This window comes from Paenibacillus terrae, assembly GCF_000943545.1.
Lineage (GTDB): Bacteria > Bacillota > Bacilli > Paenibacillales > Paenibacillaceae > Paenibacillus > Paenibacillus terrae_A.
This window is the reverse complement of the sequence record NZ_JTHP01000004.1, coordinates 106,132-131,377: the sequence shown is the minus strand read 5'-3', so window position 1 is coordinate 131,377 and position 25,246 is coordinate 106,132. Positions and strand designations below refer to the sequence as shown.

The window sequence follows — 25,246 nt, the reverse complement described above, 5'->3', positions numbered from 1 at the left end:
CGATTCTGCCTGATGTATCGGATACACCGCATAGCATAGTGTGGCAAGGAAGAACCTTCCCCATCTCTCCGGAGAGAGGAAGGTTTTTTGGTATGTGAAGGTAGGTTAAACAAAGGGGTTTTGGGATGGACAGGTCTGTGTTAAGCTGAATTAAATTATGCAGAACTTAAAATACATAGAGATAGGCGGGTATGGAGTATGGAAGAAAAAGCGGTAACGGACATGCTGCGCTATGAAAAAGAGTGCTGGGAGCAATCCTATGAGCGCATCGCTGGCATTGATGAGGTAGGCCGAGGATGTTTATTCGGGGATGTTGTGGCTGCGGCGGTCATTTTGCCGAACGGTGAGCTGCTGGAGGGTGTGGATGATTCCAAAAAGCTGACGGACAAAAAGAGGGAAACCTACTATGAGCTGATTATGGAGAAGGCCATTGCCGTAGGAGTCGGGTATGTGGACGCACGAACGATTGATGCCATCAATATTAAACAGGCAGCTCGTTTGGCGATGAAGCAGGCAGTTGAGGCATTGCAGGTATCTCCTGATTATTTGCTTGTAGATGCAGAAAAGGTAGACTTGTCTATTCCCCAACTCTCTATTATTAAAGGAGATGCGAATAGCCAATCTATTGCTGCGGCTTCAATCATTGCCAAGGTAACCCGTGATCGGCTGTGCAAAGGTGAATGGGATGCAAAGTACCCGGAATATGGGATTGGCATACATAAAGGTTACGCTACCAAGCTACACAGGGAACAAATTTTGGCGCTGGGACCTACAGCGATGCATAGACGCAGCTTTCTTGGTAATTTGTTGATCGAGCAACCGACGTTGTTTGACCTGTAAATACTTATTATGAGTCGGGACTGTGCCGATATAATGTATACCTAAGGATTTTGCAAAATCCTGACCTAATAAAATAGGCCCCTTGAATATGGGGCATGAAGAGAGGAGGGACCCTATGAATATCGGATCTGTATTTCGAGGATTACTTGGTGATGTGAAGGCGGGAGAGGTTAAAAAGCTCGATATGCAGCCAGGTCAGGTCGTGCGAGGCGTCGTATTAAAGGTGTCTGAGGACGGCGGTGAGGCTGTGTTGCAAATTCAAGGTTCCCAGGTCAGAGCCAAGCTGGAAACCCCTCTTCAACCTGGGCAGTCCACATTACTCCAGGTCCAGCCAGCTTCTCCCAGCGGAATGACTGTACTTAAGCCTTTGAACGATGCAGCCAACACAGGGCAGCAGACTGTAGCGCTGGCAGATGTACTGGATTCGGTGGGACTACCGGATACAGCGCAGAACAGGGAGCTGATACAGGCGATGCAAAAGAATGGCGTACCGTTGACATCGGAAAATGCGGCTTCTTTACGAGACGCTTTGGCGAAGCAGCCGGGAAAAGTACAAATGGAGACGTTTGTACAGGCAGCAGCGGTTGCCTTTCAACGTGGATTACCATTGACGGCGGAAAGTATAAACGGTTTGCGACAGGCGATGTTTGGCCCTCCTTTAAATGATCTTTTGTCTTCGCTGGAGCAGGAGCTTGAAGCAGTATTCAAGCAGCAAGGACAAGGAGCATCTGCTGACCGTATGGCGGGAGAAGCAACAGCGGTAAAGGGGGCTGACCGAATGTCCCCTGCTCCATCAGGCGCTTCTTCAGCTGTGATTGCAGATGCACCAGAAGGCCAAGTTCCTGTATTGTCCAAAGATGCCGCTGCTGTTGCTACAAAGCAGGCAGAAGCGGCTCTGGCAGCAGGAGGCAAGGAGACGCTGAAAGGGACTCAGGCGGCAAATCTTGCTGCTATGGTGGGTGAAGCGGGCGCTTCGGCGACAGACACGGATGCTCCAACTGGAACTGCTGCATCTGTAGTTAAAGGTGCTGCCTCCGGGGAACCAGCACTAGCTAATGGGCGTGGAGCCATAGCCACGGACGTGGTGGCGGACTCTGGTGTAAATGCACCTGAATCGAGCGCTGATGCACTAAGGGCTTCACGAGCCGGAGCGGAGCAGCCTCAAGCTGCCACGGCGGGTACACAACAGCCTAAGGGCGCCGACGGCGCTCCAGCGGCGGCAACGGCAGAGCCTGCCGGGGCGAAGCCCGCTGCAAACGCCGCTACGGCCGACCGTGCCGCCGCGCAGCTGGCTGGCGGCTCTGCGCCGCAGGCCGCTGCGGGCAACGCGGCCACGCCGGAGGCGCCTCTTCAGCGGCTGCGTACGCTGCTGCAAGAGCTGCGCGCGGCAGTGCCGCCCGCGCTGGGCACGGCTGCGCCGGAGCAGCCCGCAACAGAAGTGCCGCAGCCTACGGCTGGCGCTCTGCGGGCTACGGACGCTGCTGCTGCGCAGCCAGCGGCGTCCAGCACGCAGCTCACCCCCACGGAGGACCCGTGGGTGGGCCGCGTGCTGAAGCTGCTCGGTGCAGAGCACGAGCAGCAGGTACACCGCGCGGCTGCACAGACCGCGCAGGGAACGGCGGCGGCCCGTATGGAGCCGCCGGAAGGAGCGCAGCCGCTGCCGGGATTAGCGGCAGCAGCGGGCGGTGCGGTGTCAGCGGACGCCGACACCGTGAAAGGGACGCTGCTCCAGTTAATGAGCAGCGCTGACCTGCCGCCTGCCCTGAAAGAGGCGGCGCAGCAGGTCGTGCAGCACCTGACGGGTCAGCAGCTGCTGCTGAATACGGATCGGACGGCCCCTTTTGCACAGGTACACATGTTTATTCCATTTGTCGGTCCGGATGGTCGTGAAACAGCCACGATCCAGATTCAGTCTCGACGTGGTAAACGCGGGGAGCTGGATGCATCCAACTGCCGGCTTTGGTTTGATTTGGACATGAAGGCGCTAGGGCCGACATTGGTGGATGTGCAAGTCGTGGACCGGATTGTGAGCCTCAAGCTCCATAACGATCAGGATTGGGCCGCTTCGCTGTTGACCAGTGGGCGTGAATCCATTCACACGGCGCTGGAATCACTAGGGTATCAGCTTTTATCGTTGCGTACCGAACCGATGCCGATAAGGACTGGACAGGAGAGCAAAGGTCTGGTCTCTTCGGAGGTACAAAGCTATGTGCCTCAGCCGTATAAAGGAGTCGATCTTAAAATATGAAAGAGCCGTTGGAGGCTCCTTCTCCTTCTAGGAAGAAGGCTGTCGCCCTTAAATATACGCCCGGTGAGAGCGAAGCCCCTATCGTCGTTGCCAAAGGCAGTGGTCGTATTGCGGATAGCATTTTAGAAAAAGCCAAAGAGCACGGCGTTCCCGTTCAAGAGGATGCCGCACTGGTTGAGGTATTGTCCAAGCTTGACTTGGATGAACAAATTCCTGCTGAGCTATATCAATTGGTGGCAGAGGTGCTCACCTATATATATCAAATGGATAAGCTTGCTCCAAGGGATGACAGTTGATGAGGAACGACATGAGGACCGGAGGCAAGGATCAGCGAAAATCCAAAGGCGCTTTGGGTGAACAGGTAGCGGCTTCATTTTTGGAAAATCTGGGGTATCGTATCATAGAGCGTAACTGGCAATGTCGTAGCGGTGAAATGGATCTGATCGCCGCTCAGGAGGATATTCTCGTGTTTATTGAAGTACGCAGCCGAAGTAGCTCCAATTATGGAACGCCCGCAGAATCAATCACTGCACGTAAAATAACCCAGGTTCGCCAGACAGCCGCTGTTTATCTGCATATGAACGGGATTGAGGATGTTCCAATCCGATTTGATATGATCTCTGTACGATTGGTTGACGAAACCGCAGTCGTCACGGAGCACATAATTGAGGCATTTTAAAAGAGTGGTAAACTTTTTTGAAGGCTCATTTCGAATTTCATATGTACAGGTTGACAGGAAGGAATGCTAAAGGTATATTTTGTTGAGAATGGTTATCATTTTGATTATATAGTTATAGTGAGCATCCACAAGCTATACCTGCAAAGGAGGATATACGTGACAGAGCATACCTTTAGTGAACATGTCATAGATGTAATTCAGGAACGACGGACCATTAAACGGTTCAAATCCGACCCCATTCCGGTAGATACCATTAAAGAACTGCTGGACGTTGCTGTATGGGCCCCCAATCATAAAATGCGTGAGCCATGGCGTTTTCTCTTGTTTGCCGGTGACGGACGGAGAAAGCTCGCTGAAGCTATTGAAGCTGATATTGGCAAGGATAACAAGTTCGAAAGCGGCATTTTGCACAATCCGATTCAGCTTTTAGTTGTGTTGGAGGAAGATCCGCGTCAGGCAGTTTGGGATGAGGACTTTGCAGCGGTTAGTGCCCTTGTACAAAACTTTATGCTTGCCGCATGGAGTAAAGGAATCGGAACGTTTTGGGTCACAAAGCCTTTTCTTTATTCACCGAAATTCCGCAAGCATTTGGGAATTCAGCCTGGTGAGAAGATCATCGGCATGGTGTATGCAGGTTATCCTGAAGTCATTCCAGAACCAAGACCACGTATTCCAGCAGCGGATAAGCTAACCCTGTTTGACAAATAATAATCTTTTGTCGAATAACCTTGATTAGACAGCTATATGAATTAAAAATGTAACATGATATTTGCAGCAGATGAAAATTTGGAAGCACCTTTTTTCATATATGCAATGCTCCCCGAGAGGAGACATTTCAATATGAGGAGAGGTGTTTTTTGTTATGTATGGAAAACTACATGGAGCTTGTCTTTATGGAATAGACGGTGTTCTGATTGAAGTGGAGACTGATTTGTCTAATGGGTTGCCCCAAACTGCGATTATCGGATTGCCGGATTCGGCCATTCGAGAGGCTGTAGAGCGCGTAAGAGCAGCGATCAAAAACTGCGGTTTCAAATATCCGTCCCAGCGTGTAACCATAAATTTGGCTCCTGCTGATTTACGTAAGGAAGGCTCATCCTTTGACTTTGCAATCGCTTTGGGACTGCTGACAACCAGCGGACAAGTCGTTTTACCTGCGGGGGAACGGACGTTATTTATCGGTGAACTAGCGTTGGACGGCAGTATTCGCCCCGTGAACGGGGTATTGTCTATGGTTGATTTAGCCAAGCGAGAAGGATTTCATTCGGTGCTGCTTCCTGAGGAAAATGCAGGTGAAGCACGTCTGATCACGGGTATACGTATTTACGCTGTTCGCCATCTGATGGATCTCATTCCAGCAAAAGATCACGCACAATACATTATTGAAGGACAATCAAAAGATCGGAATTCTAATTACTTACCTGATCCAATGGATGGTGAGGGAACTAATCAAACAGCTAATCAAATAATTAGTCAAGACATTAAGCAAGCTATGGATCCAGCTCCTACGCCAATCCCGAATGAAGCCGAACACTATGCCCAAGGTAAGCGTATTACTGTTAGACAACAGGTTATTATCCATTCTTATGACCATTTGCCCCAAGCAGATCAGATACCCATGTGTGAGGTCAAAGATGTGATTGACGTTATGGAGGATTATAGCGATGTATTGGGCCAGCTACACGCCAAACGAGCGCTGGTTATCGCTGCTGCCGGAATGCACAATATCATCCTTATTGGGCCGCCTGGTGCCGGAAAAACGATGCTAATCCGCCGGCTGCCATCCATTCTGCCGCCCTTGACCGAAAAAGAGGCATTGGAGGTTACCAAAATTTACAGCGCCGCCGGCAAGTGGAAGGAGTCGTCGCCTCATTTGATGAACATTCGCCCCTTCCGTTCACCTCATCATACGATTTCCGCTGCTGGACTGGTGGGCGGCGGCGGCATTCCCAAGCCGGGAGAAATTAGTCTTGCCCATCGGGGGATTTTATTTCTGGATGAGTTGCCTGAGTTTAGTCGTCATGTGCTAGAGGTGCTGAGGCAGCCGTTGGAAGATCGCAATGTAACAATTAGCCGTTCACGTGCAGTTTTTAAGTACCCGGCACACTTTTTACTTGCAGCTTCTATGAACCCGTGTCACTGCGGCTTTTTCGGAAGTGATATGCAACATCAGCGCTGTACCTGTTCACCTGCTGCGGTAGCCCGCTATCGTTCGCGTATTTCTGGTCCATTACTGGACCGGATCGATCTTCAGCTTGAGGTATCACAACCGAAGGATTGGCGTGAGGAAAAGGAGTCACTGTCATCCGCTGAAATGCGAAGACAGGTACTAGCTGCTCAAGCGATACAAATCCATAGATACAGCAAGCTTCCTTTTTCATGGAATAGCGAACTATCCGGTCAAATGCTTCGGAAATATGCGGTATTAGAACTCAATGCGGTAGAACTGCTTGATCAGACGATGGATGCACTCGGTTTAAGCATGCGTGCGTATGATCGAATTCTCAAGCTGTCACGCACTATTGCGGACTTGAGTCAATCAGAGAAGATCACCGTGTCGCATGTAGCTGAAGCCATTCAATATCGGAATATGGACAGAGCACATGCCAGTATTTCAGAAGAATAAAGCGGCATAGAAGTAACGATATGTCCATATTTTTTATGTCAGGATTTTTGCAAAATTCGATTCCAGTCGCTCCGAAGTGCAAAATATAGACGAACTAGACCCTTTCGATCTATATATTGTTCATTGGAAGTCGCTTATTGGATTTTTGCAAAATCCTCATGTAAGACAAAAAAAAGCTCCAGACGCTAAGTTCTGGAGAAGAAAAAAGATTATGACAATGTGATTATACAATAAGTATATCAGTTTCGTATATACGATTATGCATCATCTGCCATGTTACTTGATGGAAGAAAAACCAGCTACCAATCCTTTGTTTAGAAGGTGTAGCTGAAAGTATACAAAGCCTCCGAACCAGAAACAGCTCGGAGGCTTTTTGTAAAATTCGGATTAGAGCACGTTCAGCTTGACTTCAATGTTGCCGCGGGTAGCGCGGGAGTAAGGACACTGTTCATGTGCGCCTTCTACCAGTTTTACCGCTGTTTCATGGTCAACGCCTCTCACCAGTACATCGAGGTTTACTCCGATTCCAAAGCCGCCGTCTTCAACTTTACCGAAATTGACCGTTGCTGTTACTTCGGTACCTTCATGTTTAATACGTTGCATGCGGGCAACCATATTCAAAGCACTGTCAAAACACGCTGAATAGCCTGCTGCGAATAATTGCTCCGGATTCGTACCCGCGCCGCCTGCACCGCCCATTTCTTTGGGTGTATCAATATTTAAACGAAGTTCAGGGGAAGAAGACTCGACATAACCATTACGTCCTCCAACTGCTTTCACTGTTGTTTCATACATTTTTTGTTGAATGGTCATCATAATTTAATCACTGCCTCTCGCTCAATTTATATTTTACACAATTTAATTTATCAAAATAATTATTATTTGTAAAGTATTTTGTGCAATTAGCATGCTTTTTGTTATATAATGTGATAAAATTATGACGAAAGTAGGTGATCTGACAGCATGGACAACAACAAACATAATGAAGGTACAGCATTAAAACTTGATAATCAGTTATGCTTTGCCATATATGCGTGCTCCAGAGAGATTACGAAGCTATACCAGCCTTATCTGGAAAAGCTTGGTGTGACATACTCACAGTATTTGGTGCTCATTGTGTTGTGGGAGCGCGAGGAATGTACAGTGAAGGAATTAGGCGAGGCGTTGTATCTGGACTCAGGCACACTGACCCCGTTATTGAAAAGATTGCAGAATGCCGGACTCATTGACCGGAAGCGTTCGACTCAGGATGAGCGTAAGGTGCTGATTTCTTTGACTCCTGAAGGAAGTGCATTGCGGGAAAAAGCGCAATCTGTGCCGGGATGTATTCAGGAAAAAACAAGCATGACCCACGATCAATTCGGCTCGCTCCTGTTTCAGTTCAATGATCTACTGGATCGAGTTCATGAAGCGAATGTGCAGGTTGAAAAATCATAATGGGTATTTCCGGCTACTTTACGAATCTCTTGTTATGTAGCCGCCCGTAGCTGGATGAAGGAATACCCCAATGAACTAAAGTACCTCTCATACGGATTTAATAAATCCCGAACTTGAAGAGGTACTTTTTTGTATTCTATTAAAATGAATATCCATTAATATCCAAGCATTCGATTTTGGGAATGATAATGATATCAAAATACTGTAATTCATATGGTTAAATTATAAGGAAAGCGTTTTAAAAACATGTTACAATGATGTAGGTTTAGTATAGATTTCCTTGTGAACCGCCCTTGTTGCAGTCATGTTGATAGGAGGATTCCAGAATGAATATCCATGAATATCAGGGTAAAGAAGTATTGAAGCAGTACGGAGTGGCTGTACCGAACGGTAAGGTTGCCTATACGGTGGAGGAAGCCGTTGCTGCAGCAGAATCGCTTGGAAGCGCTGTTACGGTGGTAAAGGCGCAAATTCATGCCGGTGGACGTGGTAAAGCGGGCGGTGTGAAGGTGACCAAAAGCTTGGATGAAGTGCGTACCTATGCTTCAGAAATTTTGGGTAAGGTGCTGGTGACACATCAGACCGGGCCTGAAGGCAAAGAGGTTAAACGCCTTTTGGTAGAGGAAGGCTGCGATATTCGTAAAGAGTATTACGTCGGTGTTGTCGTGGATCGTGCGACCGGACGTGTCGTGATCATGGCCTCGGAAGAAGGCGGTACGGAAATCGAAGAGGTAGCTGCGGCTACTCCGGAGAAAATTTTTAAAGCGGTTGTTGATCCGGCGATTGGGCTTCAGGTATATCAGGCGCGCAAACTGGCGTATGACATTAACATCCCGAATGAGCTGGTGAACAAGGCGGTTAAGTTCATGCAGGCGCTCTACGAAGCTTTTGTGGACAAGGATTGTTCGATTGCAGAGATCAATCCGTTGGTCGTCACAGGTGACGGGAATGTGCTGGCGTTGGATGCCAAACTGAATTTTGACTCTAATGCGCTGTTCCGCCACAAGGATATTTTGGAGCTGCGTGATTTGGACGAAGAGGACGAGAAAGAAATCGAAGCTTCCAAATACGATCTGAGCTACATCGCATTGGACGGAAATATTGGGTGTATGGTCAACGGGGCAGGTCTTGCAATGGCGACGATGGACATTATCAAATATTACGGTGGCGATCCGGCCAACTTCCTGGACGTAGGGGGCGGTGCGACGACAGAAAAGGTAACCGAAGCGTTCAAAATCATTTTGTCCGATCCGAAGGTAAAGGGCATTTTTGTGAACATTTTCGGCGGAATTATGCAGTGTGACATCATTGCGAACGGTGTGGTGGAGGCTGCCAAGCAATTGGGGCTGACACGTCCGCTTGTTGTCCGTCTCGAAGGTACGAATGTCGAGTTGGGTAAACAGATTTTGGCGGAATCCGGTTTGAATATCGTGGCGGCTGATTCCATGGCGGACGGTGCCCAGAAAATCGTCGAACTTGTTCAATAGCCTGTTTGCATTCCGATATGCCGAATAAACGATAGGGGATGTGAAGATCGTGAGTATTTTGGTCGATAAGCATACAAAGGTGATTACACAGGGGATTACGGGAAAAACGGCGTTATTCCACGCCAAGGGTGCGCTTGATTATGGCACACAGATGGTAGGAGGCACCTCTCCAGGCAAGGGCGGCACCGAGGTGGAAATTACGCTGGAGAACGGACAGCAGGTCAAGTTGCCCGTGTTTAATACAGTGAGCGAAGCGAAGGCTGCTACAGGCGCGACAGCGAGTGTTATTTATGTACCGCCTGCTTTTGCTGCGGATTCCATTTTGGAGGCTGTGGATGCAGAGTTAGACCTCGTGATTTGTATAACCGAGGGCATTCCGGTGCTTGATATGATCAGGGTCAAACGCTTTATGGAAGGTAAAAAGACCGTTCTGATCGGCCCTAACTGTCCAGGCGTAATTACACCTGGAGAGTGCAAAATTGGCATCATGCCGGGTTACATTCATCTGCCGGGCCATGTAGGCGTTGTGTCGCGAAGCGGCACGCTGACCTATGAAGCGGTACATCAGCTGACTACCCGGGGCATCGGACAATCCTCCGCGGTGGGTATCGGCGGTGACCCGGTTAAAGGTTCGGAATTTATTGATATTTTGCAACGCTTCAATGAAGATCCTAACACGCATGCTGTCATTCTGATCGGAGAAATCGGCGGTACGGCCGAGGAGGAAGCTGCAGAGTGGATTCGGGATAATATGACGAAACCGGTGGTCGGTTTTATCGGCGGTGTGACTGCGCCTCCGGGCAAACGGATGGGGCATGCAGGCGCCATCATTTCCGGCGGAAAAGGAACGGCCAAGGAGAAAATCGCTACGCTTGAAGCCTGTGGTATCAAGGTGGCACCGACTCCTTCCGAGATGGGCTCGACGCTGGTCAGTGTGCTGGAAGCACGTGGTATTTTGCATTTATGTACGACACATTAAATCGTGTTTCTTCATTAATATACAAGCTGTAAAATGGCATCGAAATTTGCCGCTTGCTAGTGTATAATGAAAGAAAGGTAAGCAACCTTTTTGTCTTCTTAAACAGGGGATGAAAAGGTTGCTTTTTTTTGCGTTGGGACAGGCTTATCAGGGAAACGCTTGCAAAATGATACGTTGTGCCACAAAATAAGGGAGGGTTCACTCTTCCCGTGAATGGGGGAACCGCAGTTTGGAAGAAAGATGGCTTTTGCTGGGTTTGCATGAATTAGAGGGTATCGGTAGAAAAACAATTCAGCGTATTTGGTCGAGTGACTACCGACTGGATGAACTGCTGCATTTTAGCGAGCAGAAATGGCTTGAGGTAGGATTAAATCCCACTCAGGCCCGTATAGCGGCGCAGTGTTACGATGAAGATTGGGTACATGAAAGATATGAGCGGGTTCGATCCGGCGATATCGGAGTGATTACTTATGTGGATGAGGATTATCCCCTATTAATGAAGGAAACGGTAGACGCGCCTTGGGTATTGTATACAAAAGGGGACATTTCACTTCTGCATACATGCTCTGTAGCTATGGTGGGGACTCGCATTCCTACGGCTTATGGACGCAGAGCGGCCGAAATGCTGACAGAGGGATTGTGTGATGCGGGCATTACAGTGGTCAGTGGATTGGCGAGAGGGATCGACAGTATTTGCCACGAAGCTGCTCTGCGCCGGGGAGGCAATACGATTGGGGTGCTTGGAACGGCGATTGATCAAATTTACCCGCCCCAAAATGCATCTTTATTTGCAGAGATGGCGAGCAAAGGCTTGATTGTATCGGAATATCCACCAGGCACCAGATCGCATCCGGGAATGTTTCCACAGCGTAACCGGATCATTGCCGGTCTGACACGGGGAACCGTTGTCGTGGAAGCAGATGTAAAAAGCGGTTCTCTAATTACAGCCGATGCTGCGTTGGAGGCGGATCGAGATGTGTTCGCTGTTCCGGGACCGATTACATCACCGAAGAGCAGAGGTACGTTAAGTTTGATTAAGCAAGGCGCTAAAACGGTCACCGAAGCTTCAGATATTGTAGAGGAGTACGTAGCCGATTTGCGTATAAGGGATGTTTCTTCATACAATAGAGAGCAGGGTTTGGATGTGAATGGGGTCTCCAAAGCACCAGCGAGTGAGACACCCGAGGAAAAGCGTGTCGTGCTTTTGCTGGAGCAAGGAACCATGACACTGGATGAACTGCTTGAAGCAACTGCATGGGATTTTGGACTTTTACACTCAGTTCTGTTATCGTTAATCATAAAAAAAAGGATCGCCCAGCTTGCGGGTACAAAATACAAACTTATTTAATAGTTGATTTTGCAAATCCTTAATGTAGTAATTGTATAAATTCAGTATTAAACATCCGGGGATGGGAGTTTAGATATTTATCCGCACAGCGGATTCCTGCTCCCTCCCCGCTTCCTGAAATGTGTTGACTTTATAGCTCGGAGCGCCTCCGCGCTATAACTCACCACATTTCAGGAAGTCTATCCTAATTGTACGTAATTGAGAGGAGGAAGAGCCTATGGCGGATTCACTCGTCATCGTGGAATCGCCTTCCAAGGCGAAGACGATCGGCAAATACTTGGGCAGCAAATATATCGTCAAGGCTTCCATGGGTCATATCAGGGATTTACCAAAGAGTCAGATCGGCGTAGAGGTCGAAAATGATTTTAATCCCAAATACATTACCATTCGAGGTAAAGGCTCGATTTTGAAAGAATTAAAGGATGCCAGAAAAAAAGTAAAAAAAGTATATCTAGCGGCTGACCCGGATCGCGAAGGCGAAGCTATCGCTTGGCATTTGGCGCATGCGCTGGATCTGGACGATACAGCAGACTGCCGCGTTGTATTTAATGAGATCACAAAGCAGGCCGTCAAGGATGCATTTAAAACACCACGCAAAATCAATATGGATTTGGTCAATGCCCAACAAGCACGGCGGATTCTTGATCGGCTTGTCGGCTACAAAATCAGTCCATTGCTTTGGAAAAAGGTAAAGAAGGGCTTGTCCGCAGGGCGCGTGCAGTCGGTTGCCGTGAAAATTATCCTGGACCGGGAAAACGAGATTAATGAGTTTGTGCCTGAAGAGTATTGGACGATCACAGCTAAACTGGCGATTAAGGACAGTACCTTTGAGGCGAAATTCCATCAGCTTCGTGGCGAAAAGAAAGAGCTCTCCAGCGAAGCGGATGTACAAGAAGTGCTGGAGGCTATCGGTAAGTCGTCTTACAAGGTCCGTGATGTGAAAGAGAAAGAGCGTTTGCGCAATCCTTCTCCACCATTCACGACTAGCTCCTTGCAGCAAGAGGCGGCTCGGAAACTCAACTTCCGTGCATCCAAAACGATGTCCGTGGCCCAGCAGTTGTATGAGGGTGTGGACTTGGGCAAGGAAGGAACCGTGGGTCTGATTACGTATATGCGTACGGATTCCACACGAATAGCCGTTTCGGCCCAAGAGGAAGCGAAGGAATTCATTATTCAGAAATATGGCGAAGCTTTTGTACCTGAAAGTCCTCGTCAATATTCCAAAAAAGCGGCCAACGCCCAGGATGCGCATGAAGCGATTCGTCCAACCTCCGGGTTGCGTGACCCGGAAACGGTTAAGCCGTTTATGAGCCGGGATCAGTTCCGTTTGTACAAACTGGTATGGGAGCGTTTTATGGCCAGCCAGATGGCTTCCGCTATTATGGATACCTTGTCCGTTGATATTGAAGCGGGTGAGACTATATTCCGGGCAGCCGGCTCGAAGGTTCGTTTTCCAGGCTTCATGAAAGTGTATGTGGAGGGGAATGACGATGGTAAAACCGAAGAAGATAAGCTGCTGCCGCCGCTTAAACCGGGCGACAAGCTGAAAAAGGAATCGGTTGAGCCGAAGCAGCATTTCACGCAACCGCCTCCCCGTTATACAGAGGCACGATTGGTGAAAACGCTGGAAGAACTGGGTATCGGACGTCCGAGTACGTATGCACCGACACTGGAAACTATTCAGAAGCGTGGCTATGTCGCCATTGAAGAGAAGAAGTTCTTCCCTACAGAGCTGGGAGAACTGGTCATCGAGCAGATGGAGGAATTCTTTCCTGAAATTCTGAACGTGGAATTCACGGCCAATATGGAAGGTGATCTTGACCACGTAGAAGAAGGCGAAGGAGACTGGGTCAAGGTCTTGAGTGACTTTTATGAGTCGTTTGAGAAGCGTCTGGAAGTGGCAGAGGAAGAAATGAAGGAAATTGAGATCAAGGATGAAGAATCCGATGTCATTTGTGACAAATGTGGCAGCCCGATGGTGTATAAGCTCGGACGCTTTGGTAAATTTCTGGCCTGCTCTGCGTTCCCGGATTGCCGCAATACGAAGCCGATTGTCAAGGATATCGGGATCAATTGTCCTACATGTGGTGAGGGCCATGTTGTGGAACGGCGGAGTAAAAAAGGACGTATCTTTTATGGGTGTGACCGTTATCCGGAATGCGATTTTGTATCCTGGGATAAACCGTCCATTAAGCCTTGTCCAAGCTGTGCTAGCCTAATGGTCGAAAAACGTACAAAACAGGGAACGAAGCTCAACTGTACCGTCTGCGATCACAGTGAAATGCTGGAAGATAGCGACGAGGGTGTAGAGACTTCATAAGAACAACAATAGCAGGGGGATTTAAACGTGAGTGAACTACAAAAGGTAACGGTCATCGGAGCAGGTTTGGCGGGCAGCGAAGCTGCCTGGCAGATTGCAAGCCGTGGTGTGCCTGTTAAGTTATATGAAATGAGACCGGTTGTTAAAACACCGGCACATCATACAGATAAATTTGCCGAGCTGGTGTGCAGCAATTCTTTACGGGCTAACGGCTTGACTAACGCGGTAGGTGTGCTGAAGGAAGAAATGAGAATATTGAACTCCTTGATTTTGAATGCCGCAGATCGTCATGCTGTTCCGGCTGGTGGTGCGCTGGCGGTGGATCGAGATGGATTTTCCGGCCATATTACAGATACCCTTCATCAACATCCGCTTATTGAGGTTGTCAATGAGGAGCTTCAGGAAATTCCACAGGATGGGATCGTGGTCATTGCTACCGGGCCTTTAACTTCTCCGGCTTTGTCGGAACAGATTAAATCGCTGATGGGAGAAGAGTATTTTTACTTTTACGATGCGGCGGCCCCGATTGTGGAGAAGGACTCTATCGACATGAGTAAGGTTTATCTGGCTTCCCGCTACGATAAGGGAGAAGCAGCCTACTTGAACTGTCCGATGAATGAAGCGGAATTTGACGCTTTTTATGAGGCGCTGATTACGGCTGAGGTGGCACAAGTTAAGGAATTCGAAAAAGAAATTTACTTCGAAGGCTGCATGCCCATTGAAGTGATGATGCAGCGCGGTAAGCAGACGGCATTGTTTGGGCCGATGAAACCAGTCGGTCTCGTGAACCCACATACAGGAGAGCTGCCATATGCCGTTGTGCAGCTTCGTCAGGATAATGCGGCGGGTACACTGTACAACCTGGTTGGCTTCCAGACTCATTTGAAATGGGGAGAGCAAAAGCGCGTATTTTCCATGATACCGGGCCTGGAGAATGCAGAGTTTGTACGTTATGGTGTAATGCATCGCAACACCTTTATTAATTCCCCACAGCAGCTTCATCCGACCTATCAGTTCAAAGGCAGAAGTAATCTGTTCTTTGCCGGACAAATGACTGGAGTAGAAGGGTACGTGGAATCTGCGGCCTCGGGATTGCTGGCGGGAATGAATGCAGCGCGTGCGGCGCGTGGACAAGAAATGTTTGTGTTCCCTGCGGAAACGACACTCGGCAGTATGGCTCGTTACATCACAACCGCTGATTTCAAACATTTTCAGCCGATGAATGCGAACTTCGGTCTGCTGCCAAAGCTGGAAACGCGTATTCGCAACAAGAAGGACAAGAACGAAGCGCTTGCTAACCGTGCGCTGGAAAGCTTGCGTGGTTACATCAACGAAGCGGAAGTTATGTCAGCCGAAGTACAGGCATAAGGATGAAGGAAAAGGAGGAGCGCGTTATGGATATGTCCTTTCATGCTACCACCATCTGTGCTGTACGCCACAATGGCAAGGGAGCTATTGCCGGTGATGGTCAGGTAACGTTCGGTAACAGTGTCGTCATGAAGCAAACGGCGAAAAAAGTACGCAGATTATACCGTGGTCAGGTGGTCGCAGGTTTTGCTGGTTCAGTGGCGGATGCCATCACATTGTTTGAAAAGTTTGAAAACAAGCTGGAGGAACATCATGGCAATCTTCAGCGGGCCGCGGTGGAACTGGCTAAGGACTGGCGGCAGGACCGTATCCTGCGTAAGCTGGAGGCTTTGATGATTGTTATGGATCAATCCGGAATGCTACTCATTTCCGGGGGTGGTGAAATTATCGAGCCGGACGATGATGTGCTTGCGATCGGCTCAGGCGGAAATTTTGCATTGGCGGCGGCGCGTGCATTCAAGCGTCATGGCTCCGGCATGGAGGCAAAGGATATGGCCCGGGAAGCGCTGGAGGTTGCGTCGGAGATATGCGTGTATACGAACAATCAGATTATCGTGGAAGAACTGTAAATCGGCTCTGAGTATTCAAGGGTGGAGGAGTGCAAAATGAATAATCAATCGTTGACGCCCAGACAAGTTGTATCCGAGCTGGATAAATATATTGTCGGACAGAAGCAGGCTAAAAAATCCGTTGCCGTTGCCTTGCGCAACCGTTATCGGCGCAGCAAGCTGCCGGACGATATCCGGGATGAAATTGTGCCCAAAAATATTTTGATGATCGGTCCGACGGGCGTGGGTAAAACCGAAATTGCACGCAGACTGGCCCGGCTCGTGGGAGCTCCTTTTATTAAGGTAGAGGCGACTAAATTTACAGAAGTGGGTTATGTCGGCCGGGATGTGGAATCCATGGTGCGTGACTTGATGGAAACTTCGATTCGCATCGTTAAAGCGGAGCGGACGGAGAATGTGAAGGACAAAGCCGAGGACATGGCGAATGAACGGATTGTCAGTATTCTTGTACCTGCGGAGAAATTAAATAAATCCCAACGCAACCCTTTTGAAATGCTGTTTGGCAATAACACCGGGAATTCGGTAGAGGAAGAACCCCCGCAACAGGACACATCCTTGGCAGAGAAACGGCGTAAGGCTAAATTCGATCTATTGTCCGGCAAGCTTGAGGATGAAGTTATTGAGATTGATGTGGAGGACACCGCACCCAATATGCTGGATATGTTTGCTGGGCAGGGAAATGAGCAAATGGGCATGAATATGCAGGAAATGTTCGGAAGCTTTCTGCCAAAGCGGACTAAAAAGCGCAAGTTGCCGGTGAAGGAAGCCCGCAAGGTGCTAATTCAGGATGAGGCTGCCAAGCTGATCGACATGGATGATGTCATTCAGGAGTCCGTGAAACGTGCTGAACAATCCGGTATCATTTTTATTGATGAAATCGACAAGATTGCCAGTCAGGGCAAGGGCAGTGGTCCTGATGTATCTAGAGAAGGTGTCCAGCGCGATATTTTGCCTATTGTCGAGGGTTCTACCATTATGACTAAATACGGCCCGGTAAGGACAGATTATATTCTTTTTATCGCCGCTGGAGCTTTTCATGTTGCCAAGCCTTCTGATCTGATCCCTGAACTGCAGGGACGTTTTCCAATCCGTGTTGAACTGAGCAGCCTCACATTGGATGAATTTGTATCCATTTTGACAGAGCCTAAAAATGCGCTGACCAAGCAATACACGGATTTGCTTCGTACCGAAGAGATTGAAGTAGAATTTTCGGCGGAAGCCATCCGTGAAATTGCCAGCATTGCCGAGTCTGTAAACCGGAACACGGAAAACATCGGTGCGCGCCGCTTGCATACGATTTTGGAGAAGTTGTTGGAGGATTTGTCCTTCGAGGCTCCGGAGCTTACTTTAGACCGCATGATCATTACCCCGGAATATGTTCGGGAGAAGCTGGGTGATATTGCCCAAAACAGGGACCTTAGTCAGTATATTTTATGAGCGGGAGCTTTTAAAATAGGTTGCGTTGTCTAGAATAACACTATCTTGCACCGTCACATAGACCTAGATGAGCGTCCCTTAGATGATTTTTCTGTCTATTCCAAAAGTAGGACGTATAATCTTTTACAGGTGCAAAGTGCTAAGAAAACATTCATTTCATTGAAAAAAACCTGAAAAATTTAACATTTTATGCATCGAAAGCCCTCTTTTTTAAAAAAGATAGGGCTTTTTTCTTATTGTAATTAGGTCCCAACTCTACGAAACTTAGAATATATGACACAAAGCAATTATTTTCTACTTAAGACCTAAGAGAAATGTATAATTATGAAATTTTATTGTCGAAAAAAAGTGAAAAATCTTGTTTTATTGAATCTTACTTTGGAGTAGACGCTGGAAGGAGGAGCTAAATGAATCTGCTGGGTGATATGAGCTTTCAAAAACTTCAGGCAGGTGTTCAGGCGGCAAATACGAGACAACGTGTGATAGCCAACAACATTTCCAATGAGGATACCCCGTATTTTAAGCGTTCAGAGGTTTCATTTGAAGAATTGCTTCAGCAGCAAATGGGTGGCGACGTGACACCATTACGTGGAAAAGTAACCAATGCGAAACATTTTCAGATAGGACCTGCGAACTCCATTCCAGATGCTGTGGTCACCAAAGATGGGTATTCTGTCATGAACAACAATATGAATAACGTGGATATCGACAGAGAAATGAGCCTTATGGCTGAGAATCAACTGAGATATAATACCTACATCCAAGAAATTAGTGAACGCATCAAAATGATGAGAACAGCGGTAGAAGGGAGATAGGACCAGGTGAAGATTAACAACGGCTTTGATATCAGTGCCTCTGCTCTTACGGCCCAAAGGTTGCGTATGGATGTCATATCAAGCAACATTGCCAATGCAGAGACAACCCGGGCAAAAGTGGAGAATGGACAAGCGGTTCCATATCGGAGAAAAACGGTTGTTTTGGAGCCTAACCAATCTCGGTTTGCCGATGTTTTGCAGGCTCAAATGGAAGGAAATGGAACGGGTGCCGCTGGCGTCAAGGTTTCGCAAATACAGGAAGATCAGTCACCTTTGAAGCCTGTGTACAATCCGGGTCACCCGGATGCTGATAAAGATGGCTATGTATATATGCCTAATGTAGACATTATGAAAGAAATGGTAGACATGATTTCCGCAACACGCTCTTACGAAGCCAATGTAACAGCTCTGAATGCATCCAAGGCAATGGTTTCCAAGGCACTTGAAATCGGTCGCTAAGTCCCAGGACTACTAACTACAGAATAGGGAGAGTAAAACATGATCCAGAACGCCATGTTTAATGTACAGACACCGGCAATACAGCAAATTCAATCGCCTAACAATGAGTTGACGAAAGCGACGCCTTCCGAATCCTTGAAGGATTTTGGTTCGTTCCTAAAGGATGCGCTCAATGAAGTGGGGCAGCAGGAAGCCGCTACACACACGATGTCCGACCAGTTCATGGCAGGAAAAGTTGATGTTGATCAGGTCATGATCACTTCCCAACAAGCGCTGCTTTCTCTGCAGCTTACTACTCAAGTCCGAAACAAAGCGATTGAAGCCTATCAGGAGATCATGCGTACACAGATGTAAAGAGGATCTAGCAAAGTTTCGGATGGGGTGACGGAGTGAACGAGAGAATCGCCCAATATCGGGATAAGATTTCCGGGTATTGGAATAATTTCAGCAAAAAACAGAAGATATTACTTGTTTCGACATTGGCATTCATCATCATTGCCATTGTAGTGCTAACGATGCAGTTTACCAAAACCGAGTATGAAGTGGCTTTCCGGGATTTAAACGCAAACGATGCTGCCGGGGTCATTAAATATCTCGATTCTGCGGGTATTCCGTATCAGCTCAATGCTGGCGGGACGCAAATCGCAGTCCCAACCGCAAACGCGGATAAGGCAAAGGTAGATGTTGGGTCTCAGGGCCTGATTCAAAAGGGTTCAATCGGCATGAGTGCCTTTGACCAGTCCTCCTCGGCAATTGGCATGACGGAGAACGAGTTCAATGTGAAATACAATAACGCATTGAACGGCGAAGTGCAGCAATTGTTGGAACGGATGGATGGTGTCCAAAGCTCCAAAGCTGTCATTAATATGCCGAAGGAAAACATTTTTGCCGGGCTTGAAGAAAAAGACAAAGCTTCTGCTTCGGTTCAAATGGAATTCGAACCGGGCTTTACGCCAAATCAGCAAGCCATCGACGGATACTTTAATCTGGTAAAGACGGCTGTGCCGAATTTGCCTGTAGAAAACATTACGATCACCAATAAGGAGTATGAACTGATTCCAACGGCCAAGGGCGGTCAAGGAGGTCTCTCCAGTGGTGTTGAGGAAAACATGGCTCTGCAGAAGAAGTTTGAGAGCGATGTAAGGAATAATGTCCAACAATTTTTGTCGAAAATTGTTGGCGAAGACAAAGTGAATGTGCTGGTTATGTCACAGCTGAATTTCGACAAAGTAACGTCGAAAGAGCAACTGGTCACACCAGTTGATCAAACGAAAATGAAGGGCATTGAAATCAGCGCCCAGCAAATTCAGGAAAGCTACACTGGCAGTAGTGGACAAACTGGAGGAGTCGCAGGAACAGGAACGCAGGATGTACCTGGTTACCCTGGAGGAAGCAATTCGGGCAACACAAGCTCAGATAAGAGCTCAAGCACAATTAACTACGAAGTTAACCGAATTGCGAAGGATATTATCCAAAGTCCGTACACTGTAAAAGATTTAACCATTAATGTAGCAGTTGAACCACCAACGGGGCAGCAAACTTTGGATGCAGCAACTCAGGCCGCAATCCAAAATATTTTGGTTAATATCGTAAGAGCTTCATTAGCGAATTCCGGCATTACTATTACAGACGCTGATTTAGCTAAAAAAGTTTCAGTGTTCTCTCAAACCGTACCGGTGCCAGCGAACACCAACACGTTTTTCTCAGCTTCCAACCCTTGGGTATGGGGCATCGGGGCTGCTGTACTGGCACTGTTGGCAGGCGTAATCTTCCTGATTGTACGCGGTCGTCGTAAGCAGCAGGAAGAAGAATTAGATGAAGATCTGCAACTTATGCCAACACCGACGGAGTTCCCGTCCATTACCATGGAAAGTGTGACAAATGAAAGTCAAGTGCGTAAACAGCTTGAGAGTCTGGCGAAAAAGAAACCCGACGAATTCGTCAATCTGCTTCGTACATGGCTGGCTGACGAATAGAGGTGAGTTCATTGGCAAAAGCAAGCAGTCAAGGTTTAACGGGAAGACAAAAAGCGGCAATTCTGCTAATCACGATGGGGCCGGAAGTATCTGCTCAAATATTCAAGCATTTGCGTGACGAAGAGATTGAGCAACTCACATTGGAAATCGCCAATGTGCGGAAGGTCGATGCTACGGAAAAAGATTCGATTATGGCTGAGTTTCATCAAATTTGTTTGGCTCAGGAGTACATTTCCCAAGGCGGCATCAATTATGCCAAAGAGATATTGGAAAAGGCACTCGGGTCGCAAAAAGCAGTTGAGGTCATTAACCGTCTGACGGCGACATTGCAGGTGAGACCGTTCGATTTTGCCCGCAAGGCTGATCCAAACCAGATTTTGAACTTTATACAGAACGAAAATCCACAGACGATTGCTCTCGTGCTCTCGTACTTGCAATTTGAGCAGGCAGCGGCGATTCTGTCGTCCCTGCCACAGGAAAAGCAAGCTGAGGTAGCTCGGCGTGTCGCTGTAATGGACAGCACTTCGCCGGAAGTCATTTCACAAGTGGAACGTGTGCTGGAGCAAAAGCTGTCAGCAACCGCGACGCAGGATTACACGAATGCAGGTGGTATCGAGTCCATTGTTCAGATTTTGAATGGGGTAGACCGAGGGACCGAACGCACGATCCTCGACTCGCTTGAAATTCAGGACCCTGAACTGGCCGAGGAAATCAAGAAAAGAATGTTCATATTCGAGGATATCGTCAATGTGGACAACCGTTCCATTCAACGTATTATCCGCGATATCGACAATGCCGATTTGCAGCTGGCGCTTAAAGTGTCCAGCGAAGAAGTTCGCGATGTGATTTTCCGAAATATGTCGAAACGGATGGCAGAAACCTTCAAAGAGGAAATGGAGTATATGGGACCGGTACGGCTGCGTGATGTGGAAGAAGCGCAGACTCGCATCGTATCGACGATCCGCAGATTGGAAGAGGCCGGTGAGATTATAATCGCACGCGGCGGAGGAGATGACATCATTGTCTAACTTGATCAAATCTTTCCAATATGTGCCTGTTGAAGCTTTGAAAACCATTGATGTGGCACATACGTATGCGCCAGAAACGTCGGACGAGGAAGTCACAACTGAACATATGGAGCCGGAACCACAGAGAGATTACGAGACTGAACGGCTCCGGGATGAAATGCTGAATGATGCCAAGGATTTTGCCGAACGGCAGGTTCGTGAGGCGGCTGAAGAAGCGGAACGGATGCTTCAGGAGGCGCAGCAGCAGATTGAAACCTGGTGGCAGGAACGCCGTGAGCAGGACGAGCAGTTAACAGAGTCCTTAAAGGCTGACGGGTTTCAGCAAGGCTATGAGGAAGGCCAAAAGTTGGCTGAGGCCGAGCTTCAGGTGAAATCGGAACAGATGATGGCAGAAGCGCAGGATATTTTGCGTCAGGCCTATGAGACCAAGGAGCAATTGATTCAGGAGGCTGAGCCTTTTCTGGTCGAGCTGAGTAGTGCTATTGCTGAGAAAGTTATTGAAAAACAGCTTAGTATTGAGCCTGAATATACAATTGAGCTCATTCGTAAAAACTTGGCTCGTAAGCGGGAAAAAGGAACAATTACGCTGTGTGTGTCGCCTCAGCATTTCGCATTTGTGCAAGGTGCACGCGAAGAATTGTCATTAACTGTCGATTCGCAGGCAGAACTGCAAATTATTCCTGATGGAACTGTGAAGGATCGCGGCTGTGTTATTCGTTCTTCCTTTGGAAGTGTGGATGCACGGATAGATACACAACTGGCTGAGATCAAAAAGGAACTGCTGCGTCTGGCACATGAGAACGAGGAGCGAAGACATGAAGGGGCTTAATGCGCAGCGCTACATGGATCATTTGCGACAAATAGACCCGGTTCGGGTAAACGGCAAAGTGACACAGGTTATCGGTTTGATGGTGGAATCGGAAGGTCCGGACGCCAGTATCGGGGATGTTTGTTACATTTATCCGGGTAAAACGGCTAAGCCACTGCAAGCGGAAGTTGTAGGCTTTAGAGACAACAAGGTACTTTTGATGCCGCTCGGAGAACTGCAATCCATTGGTCCCGGCTGTGATGTCGTAGGAACAGGGAAGCCATTGAACGTGCAGGTGGGATCGGAGCTGTTAGGCAAAGTGCTGGATGGTTTGGGCCAACCATTGGATGGTTCGTTGATTCCCTCACGGATGGCGAGATACTCGACCTTCAACATTCCATCGAATCCGCTGAGTCGCCCGCGTGTGCAGGAGCCGATCAGTATCGGTGTACGAGCCATTGACGGATTGCTTACCATCGGTAAAGGACAGCGGGTCGGTATTTTCGCAGGCTCCGGTGTAGGTAAGAGTACCCTAATGGGAATGATTGCCCGTAATACGGAAGCAGATGTGAACGTAATTGCTCTGATCGGGGAACGTGGACGCGAAGTGCTGGACTTTATTGAACGGGATTTGGGTCCGGAAGGGCTTGAACGTTCAGTAGTCATCGTGGCAACTTCCGACCAACCCGCGTTGATCCGTATTAAGGGTGCGCTCATTGCAACGACGATCGCTGAATACTTTCGTGATCGCGGATTGAACGTCATGCTGATGATGGACTCGGTTACCCGGTATGCGATGGCGCAACGTGAAGTAGGATTGGCAGTCGGGGAGCCACCGGCGATGAGGGGTTATACCCCTTCCGTATTCGCCAGTTTGCCCAAGTTGCTGGAGCGTGCGGGAACCGGGCCTACAGGTTCCATAACCGCTTTTTATACGGTGTTGGTCGATGGTGACGACATGAATGAACCCATCGCGGATGCGGTGCGCGGGATCTTGGATGGGCATATCGTGCTCAACCGGGGGATAGCGAATAAAGGACATTTTCCCGCAATTGATGTGTTAGCCAGCATTAGCCGGGTCATGAAGGATATTGCACCACGTGACCAGATTGACGCTGCCGAGAATATTAAGCGCCTGATGGCGGTTTATAAAGATTCAGAGGACCTGATTAACATTGGGGCTTATCAGCAGGGTTCGAATGCAGAAATTGACGAATCCATGGATCGCATACGGGATATATGGGATTTTACAAGGCAAAGAACGGATGAAAAGGTTGAGCTGGACGAGGTTCGTGAGCGTTTGATTTCTGAATTTACGAGGAGATGAAGGTTGAACGATGAGATTTCAGTATTCCTTTCAGAAAGTTGTAGACTTGAAAACCAACGAAAAGTCACAGGCCGAATGGCTGCTTTCCAGTGCTGTCGGACAATTGCAGGCTGAGGAGCAGACATTGATACAGCTATTAGGCGAAAGGAATCGGGTCATATCAGCCATTCAAAAGGCTGCCGAGGATTGCGCGCCGCTCTCTACCATTCAGGAATTACAGGCTTACGTCAATCATCTGGATCAATGTATCACACGCAAGCATAGGGACGTTCAATATGCGCAGCAAAATGTGCAAAGCAAACAAACCGTTTTGACCGATAAAATGCTGGATGAACAAGTTTGGCTGAAAGCAAGAGAGAAGGCCAACGTGAAATTCCAACAGGAAATGCTCCTGCGCGAGCAGAACGAGCTGGATGAAATGGCTTCCGTGAGATTTGCCATGAAAGCCCGGTAAGCGGAAAGTCACAGGATACGCATATCAGCTGCCTGAGGAGGAAGACGATGGCACGGAATTTAGCAGAAAATGAACTGGATATGGATTTGGAAAAAGAGTCAGGCGGGGGATTTGAACGGTTTATGTTTTTCCTGATTCCGATTGTTTTTACAATCGTTCTGGTCGGGGTCCTGCTTACACTGTTCAACATGGATTTCAGAAGTGAAATGATTTCATTGGGAAACAAGATTCCGATTGTGAAGAATTGGATTCCTGAACCGGAAGACAAGGTTGCCAAGAGCAAAGAGGCTGATCAGAAAGCCCAGTCCCAAAGCTCCGAAGCCACTATCCAGCAGCTTAAGGCAGATTTGGCCAAGCAGACAGAAGAACTTAAAAAAGCTAGTGATGCCAAAACGACTCAGGATAAAAAGGTTACAGAGCTACAAAACCAGGTCAATACGCTGCAAACGCAACAGGAACAACAGTCGCAGACCAGTCAGCAGGGACAGACAGGTACGCAAGCGGCAGACGGAACAGCGAATGAAGACCCATATGTAAAACAGGCCAGAGACCTTGCTTCCATGTATGAAGGAATGACGGCAAGTAAAGCAGCACCGATTATGGAAAACTTGACCACCGAAGAAACGGTACAACTACTAAGCTACATGGACCCAGCGAACAGTGCGAAGATTTTACAAAAGATGGATGCTAAAAAGGCGGCCGATATCACTATGGCTCTGAAAAACGTAACACCATCTACCGATTTGTCGGTGGCTGCGTTGCAGTCCCGCTTGAAAAAGGACCAAAGCACTACAGCGGGAACAACGAGTAAAAATCTGCAAAACACTCAAATTAGCAGTACATTCGCTTCCATGGACAAGAAAAGTGGTGCCGAGCTTATTTTACAAACTTACAAAATCAGTCCGGACAAGGCATTGAACATATTGAATACAGTAGATGATTCGACACGTGCTTCTTTACTGCAAAATATGTCTGCGAAGGATGCTGCACAGACGGCGAAAATTTTGAACAAGCTGATGGGCAGCAAGTGATTTGAATGAA

At 48.1% G+C, this 25,246-nt stretch carries 24 protein-coding genes; 23 read left to right on the top strand and 1 reads right to left on the bottom strand.

Going from position 1 to position 25,246, the window contains the following annotated elements:
• The first annotated feature begins 171 nt into the window (after positions 1-171).
• The 6 genes from QD47_RS03960 to QD47_RS03935 all read left to right on the top strand — a co-directional run bounded on the left by QD47_RS03960 (position 172) and on the right by QD47_RS03935 (position 6,393).
• Complete coding sequence (locus tag QD47_RS03960; protein WP_082067100.1) at positions 172-840, top strand: ribonuclease HII; 669 nt, start codon at positions 172-174, stop codon at positions 838-840.
• A 115-nt stretch (positions 841-955) separates the two neighbouring features.
• Entirely contained in the window at positions 956-3,088 is a 2,133-nt protein-coding gene (locus QD47_RS03955; protein ID WP_044644887.1) for a hypothetical protein, read from the top strand.
• Entirely contained in the window at positions 3,085-3,384 is a 300-nt protein-coding gene (locus QD47_RS03950) for an EscU/YscU/HrcU family type III secretion system export apparatus switch protein (RefSeq protein ID WP_044644886.1), read from the top strand. The genes QD47_RS03955 and QD47_RS03950 overlap by 4 nt, the downstream gene beginning before the upstream one ends.
• Positions 3,384-3,767: a YraN family protein gene (locus tag QD47_RS03945; protein ID WP_044644885.1), complete on the top strand. Its 384-nt coding sequence runs from the start codon at positions 3,384-3,386 to the stop codon at positions 3,765-3,767. The genes QD47_RS03950 and QD47_RS03945 overlap by 1 nt, the downstream gene beginning before the upstream one ends.
• 156 nt (positions 3,768-3,923) lie before the next feature.
• Positions 3,924-4,475 carry a nitroreductase family protein gene (locus tag QD47_RS03940; protein WP_044644884.1) on the top strand — a complete coding sequence of 184 codons (552 nt, stop codon included), beginning with the start codon at positions 3,924-3,926 and terminating at the stop codon, positions 4,473-4,475.
• Positions 4,476-4,629: 154 nt separating this feature from the next.
• Complete coding sequence (locus QD47_RS03935) at positions 4,630-6,393, top strand: YifB family Mg chelatase-like AAA ATPase (protein ID WP_044644883.1); 1,764 nt, start codon at positions 4,630-4,632, stop codon at positions 6,391-6,393.
• Between the two features lie 387 nt (positions 6,394-6,780).
• Here QD47_RS03935 and QD47_RS03930 read toward each other — a convergent pair whose 3' ends face one another.
• A complete protein-coding gene (locus QD47_RS03930; protein ID WP_044644882.1) occupies positions 6,781-7,209 on the bottom strand; it encodes an organic hydroperoxide resistance protein in 429 nt (142 codons plus the stop codon).
• Between the two features lie 147 nt (positions 7,210-7,356).
• Here QD47_RS03930 and QD47_RS03925 point away from each other — a divergent pair, with 147 nt between their 5' ends.
• The 17 genes from QD47_RS03925 (at position 7,357) to QD47_RS03845 (ending at position 25,236) form a co-directional block, all read left to right on the top strand.
• Entirely contained in the window at positions 7,357-7,830 is a 474-nt protein-coding gene (locus tag QD47_RS03925) for a MarR family winged helix-turn-helix transcriptional regulator (RefSeq protein ID WP_044644881.1), read from the top strand.
• Between the two features lie 326 nt (positions 7,831-8,156).
• The gene (sucC, locus tag QD47_RS03920; protein WP_044644880.1) at positions 8,157-9,317 is read left to right on the top strand and encodes an ADP-forming succinate--CoA ligase subunit beta; all 1,161 of its coding nucleotides are present in this window, start codon (positions 8,157-8,159) and stop codon (positions 9,315-9,317) included.
• 49 nt (positions 9,318-9,366) lie between these two features.
• A complete protein-coding gene (sucD, locus tag QD47_RS03915; RefSeq protein WP_044644879.1) occupies positions 9,367-10,296 on the top strand; it encodes a succinate--CoA ligase subunit alpha in 930 nt (309 codons plus the stop codon).
• 229 nt (positions 10,297-10,525) lie between these two features.
• A complete protein-coding gene (dprA, locus tag QD47_RS03910) occupies positions 10,526-11,644 on the top strand; it encodes a DNA-processing protein DprA (protein ID WP_044644878.1) in 1,119 nt (372 codons plus the stop codon).
• 217 nt (positions 11,645-11,861) lie between these two features.
• Positions 11,862-13,964, top strand: coding sequence for a type I DNA topoisomerase (gene topA, locus QD47_RS03905; protein WP_044644877.1), 2,103 nt, complete (start codon positions 11,862-11,864; stop codon positions 13,962-13,964).
• 27 nt (positions 13,965-13,991) lie between these two features.
• Positions 13,992-15,332 (top strand): FADH(2)-oxidizing methylenetetrahydrofolate--tRNA-(uracil(54)-C(5))-methyltransferase TrmFO, encoded by a 1,341-nt coding sequence (trmFO, locus tag QD47_RS03900; RefSeq protein ID WP_044644876.1) that lies wholly within the window; start codon positions 13,992-13,994, stop codon positions 15,330-15,332.
• Positions 15,333-15,358: 26 nt separating this feature from the next.
• Complete coding sequence (gene hslV, locus QD47_RS03895; protein ID WP_014281071.1) at positions 15,359-15,901, top strand: ATP-dependent protease subunit HslV; 543 nt, start codon at positions 15,359-15,361, stop codon at positions 15,899-15,901.
• 36 nt (positions 15,902-15,937) lie between these two features.
• Positions 15,938-17,338: an ATP-dependent protease ATPase subunit HslU gene (hslU, locus tag QD47_RS03890; RefSeq protein WP_044644875.1), complete on the top strand. Its 1,401-nt coding sequence runs from the start codon at positions 15,938-15,940 to the stop codon at positions 17,336-17,338.
• Positions 17,339-17,745: 407 nt separating this feature from the next.
• Complete coding sequence (gene flgB, locus QD47_RS03885; RefSeq protein WP_044644874.1) at positions 17,746-18,153, top strand: flagellar basal body rod protein FlgB; 408 nt, start codon at positions 17,746-17,748, stop codon at positions 18,151-18,153.
• Between the two features lie 6 nt (positions 18,154-18,159).
• Positions 18,160-18,612 (top strand): flagellar basal body rod protein FlgC, encoded by a 453-nt coding sequence (gene flgC / locus QD47_RS03880; protein ID WP_014281074.1) that lies wholly within the window; start codon positions 18,160-18,162, stop codon positions 18,610-18,612.
• A gap of 39 nt (positions 18,613-18,651) precedes the next feature.
• Positions 18,652-18,966, top strand: a complete 315-nt coding sequence (gene fliE, locus QD47_RS03875) for a flagellar hook-basal body complex protein FliE (RefSeq protein WP_014281075.1) — start codon at positions 18,652-18,654, stop codon at positions 18,964-18,966.
• A 35-nt stretch (positions 18,967-19,001) separates the two neighbouring features.
• The gene (gene fliF / locus QD47_RS03870) at positions 19,002-20,588 is read left to right on the top strand and encodes a flagellar basal-body MS-ring/collar protein FliF (protein ID WP_044644873.1); all 1,587 of its coding nucleotides are present in this window, start codon (positions 19,002-19,004) and stop codon (positions 20,586-20,588) included.
• An 11-nt stretch (positions 20,589-20,599) separates the two neighbouring features.
• Positions 20,600-21,616, top strand: coding sequence for a flagellar motor switch protein FliG (gene fliG / locus QD47_RS03865; protein ID WP_044644872.1), 1,017 nt, complete (start codon positions 20,600-20,602; stop codon positions 21,614-21,616).
• Positions 21,609-22,445: a FliH/SctL family protein gene (locus QD47_RS03860; protein ID WP_044644871.1), complete on the top strand. Its 837-nt coding sequence runs from the start codon at positions 21,609-21,611 to the stop codon at positions 22,443-22,445. The genes fliG and QD47_RS03860 overlap by 8 nt, the downstream gene beginning before the upstream one ends.
• Positions 22,432-23,751 (top strand): flagellar protein export ATPase FliI, encoded by a 1,320-nt coding sequence (gene fliI / locus QD47_RS03855; protein WP_044644870.1) that lies wholly within the window; start codon positions 22,432-22,434, stop codon positions 23,749-23,751. Before QD47_RS03860 ends, fliI begins: the two co-directional genes overlap by 14 nt.
• Before the next feature lie 10 nt (positions 23,752-23,761).
• Positions 23,762-24,205, top strand: coding sequence for a flagellar export protein FliJ (fliJ, locus tag QD47_RS03850; RefSeq protein ID WP_044644869.1), 444 nt, complete (start codon positions 23,762-23,764; stop codon positions 24,203-24,205).
• A gap of 47 nt (positions 24,206-24,252) precedes the next feature.
• Positions 24,253-25,236, top strand: coding sequence for a MotE family protein (locus QD47_RS03845; protein ID WP_044644868.1), 984 nt, complete (start codon positions 24,253-24,255; stop codon positions 25,234-25,236).
• Positions 25,237-25,246: the final 10 nt, after the last annotated feature.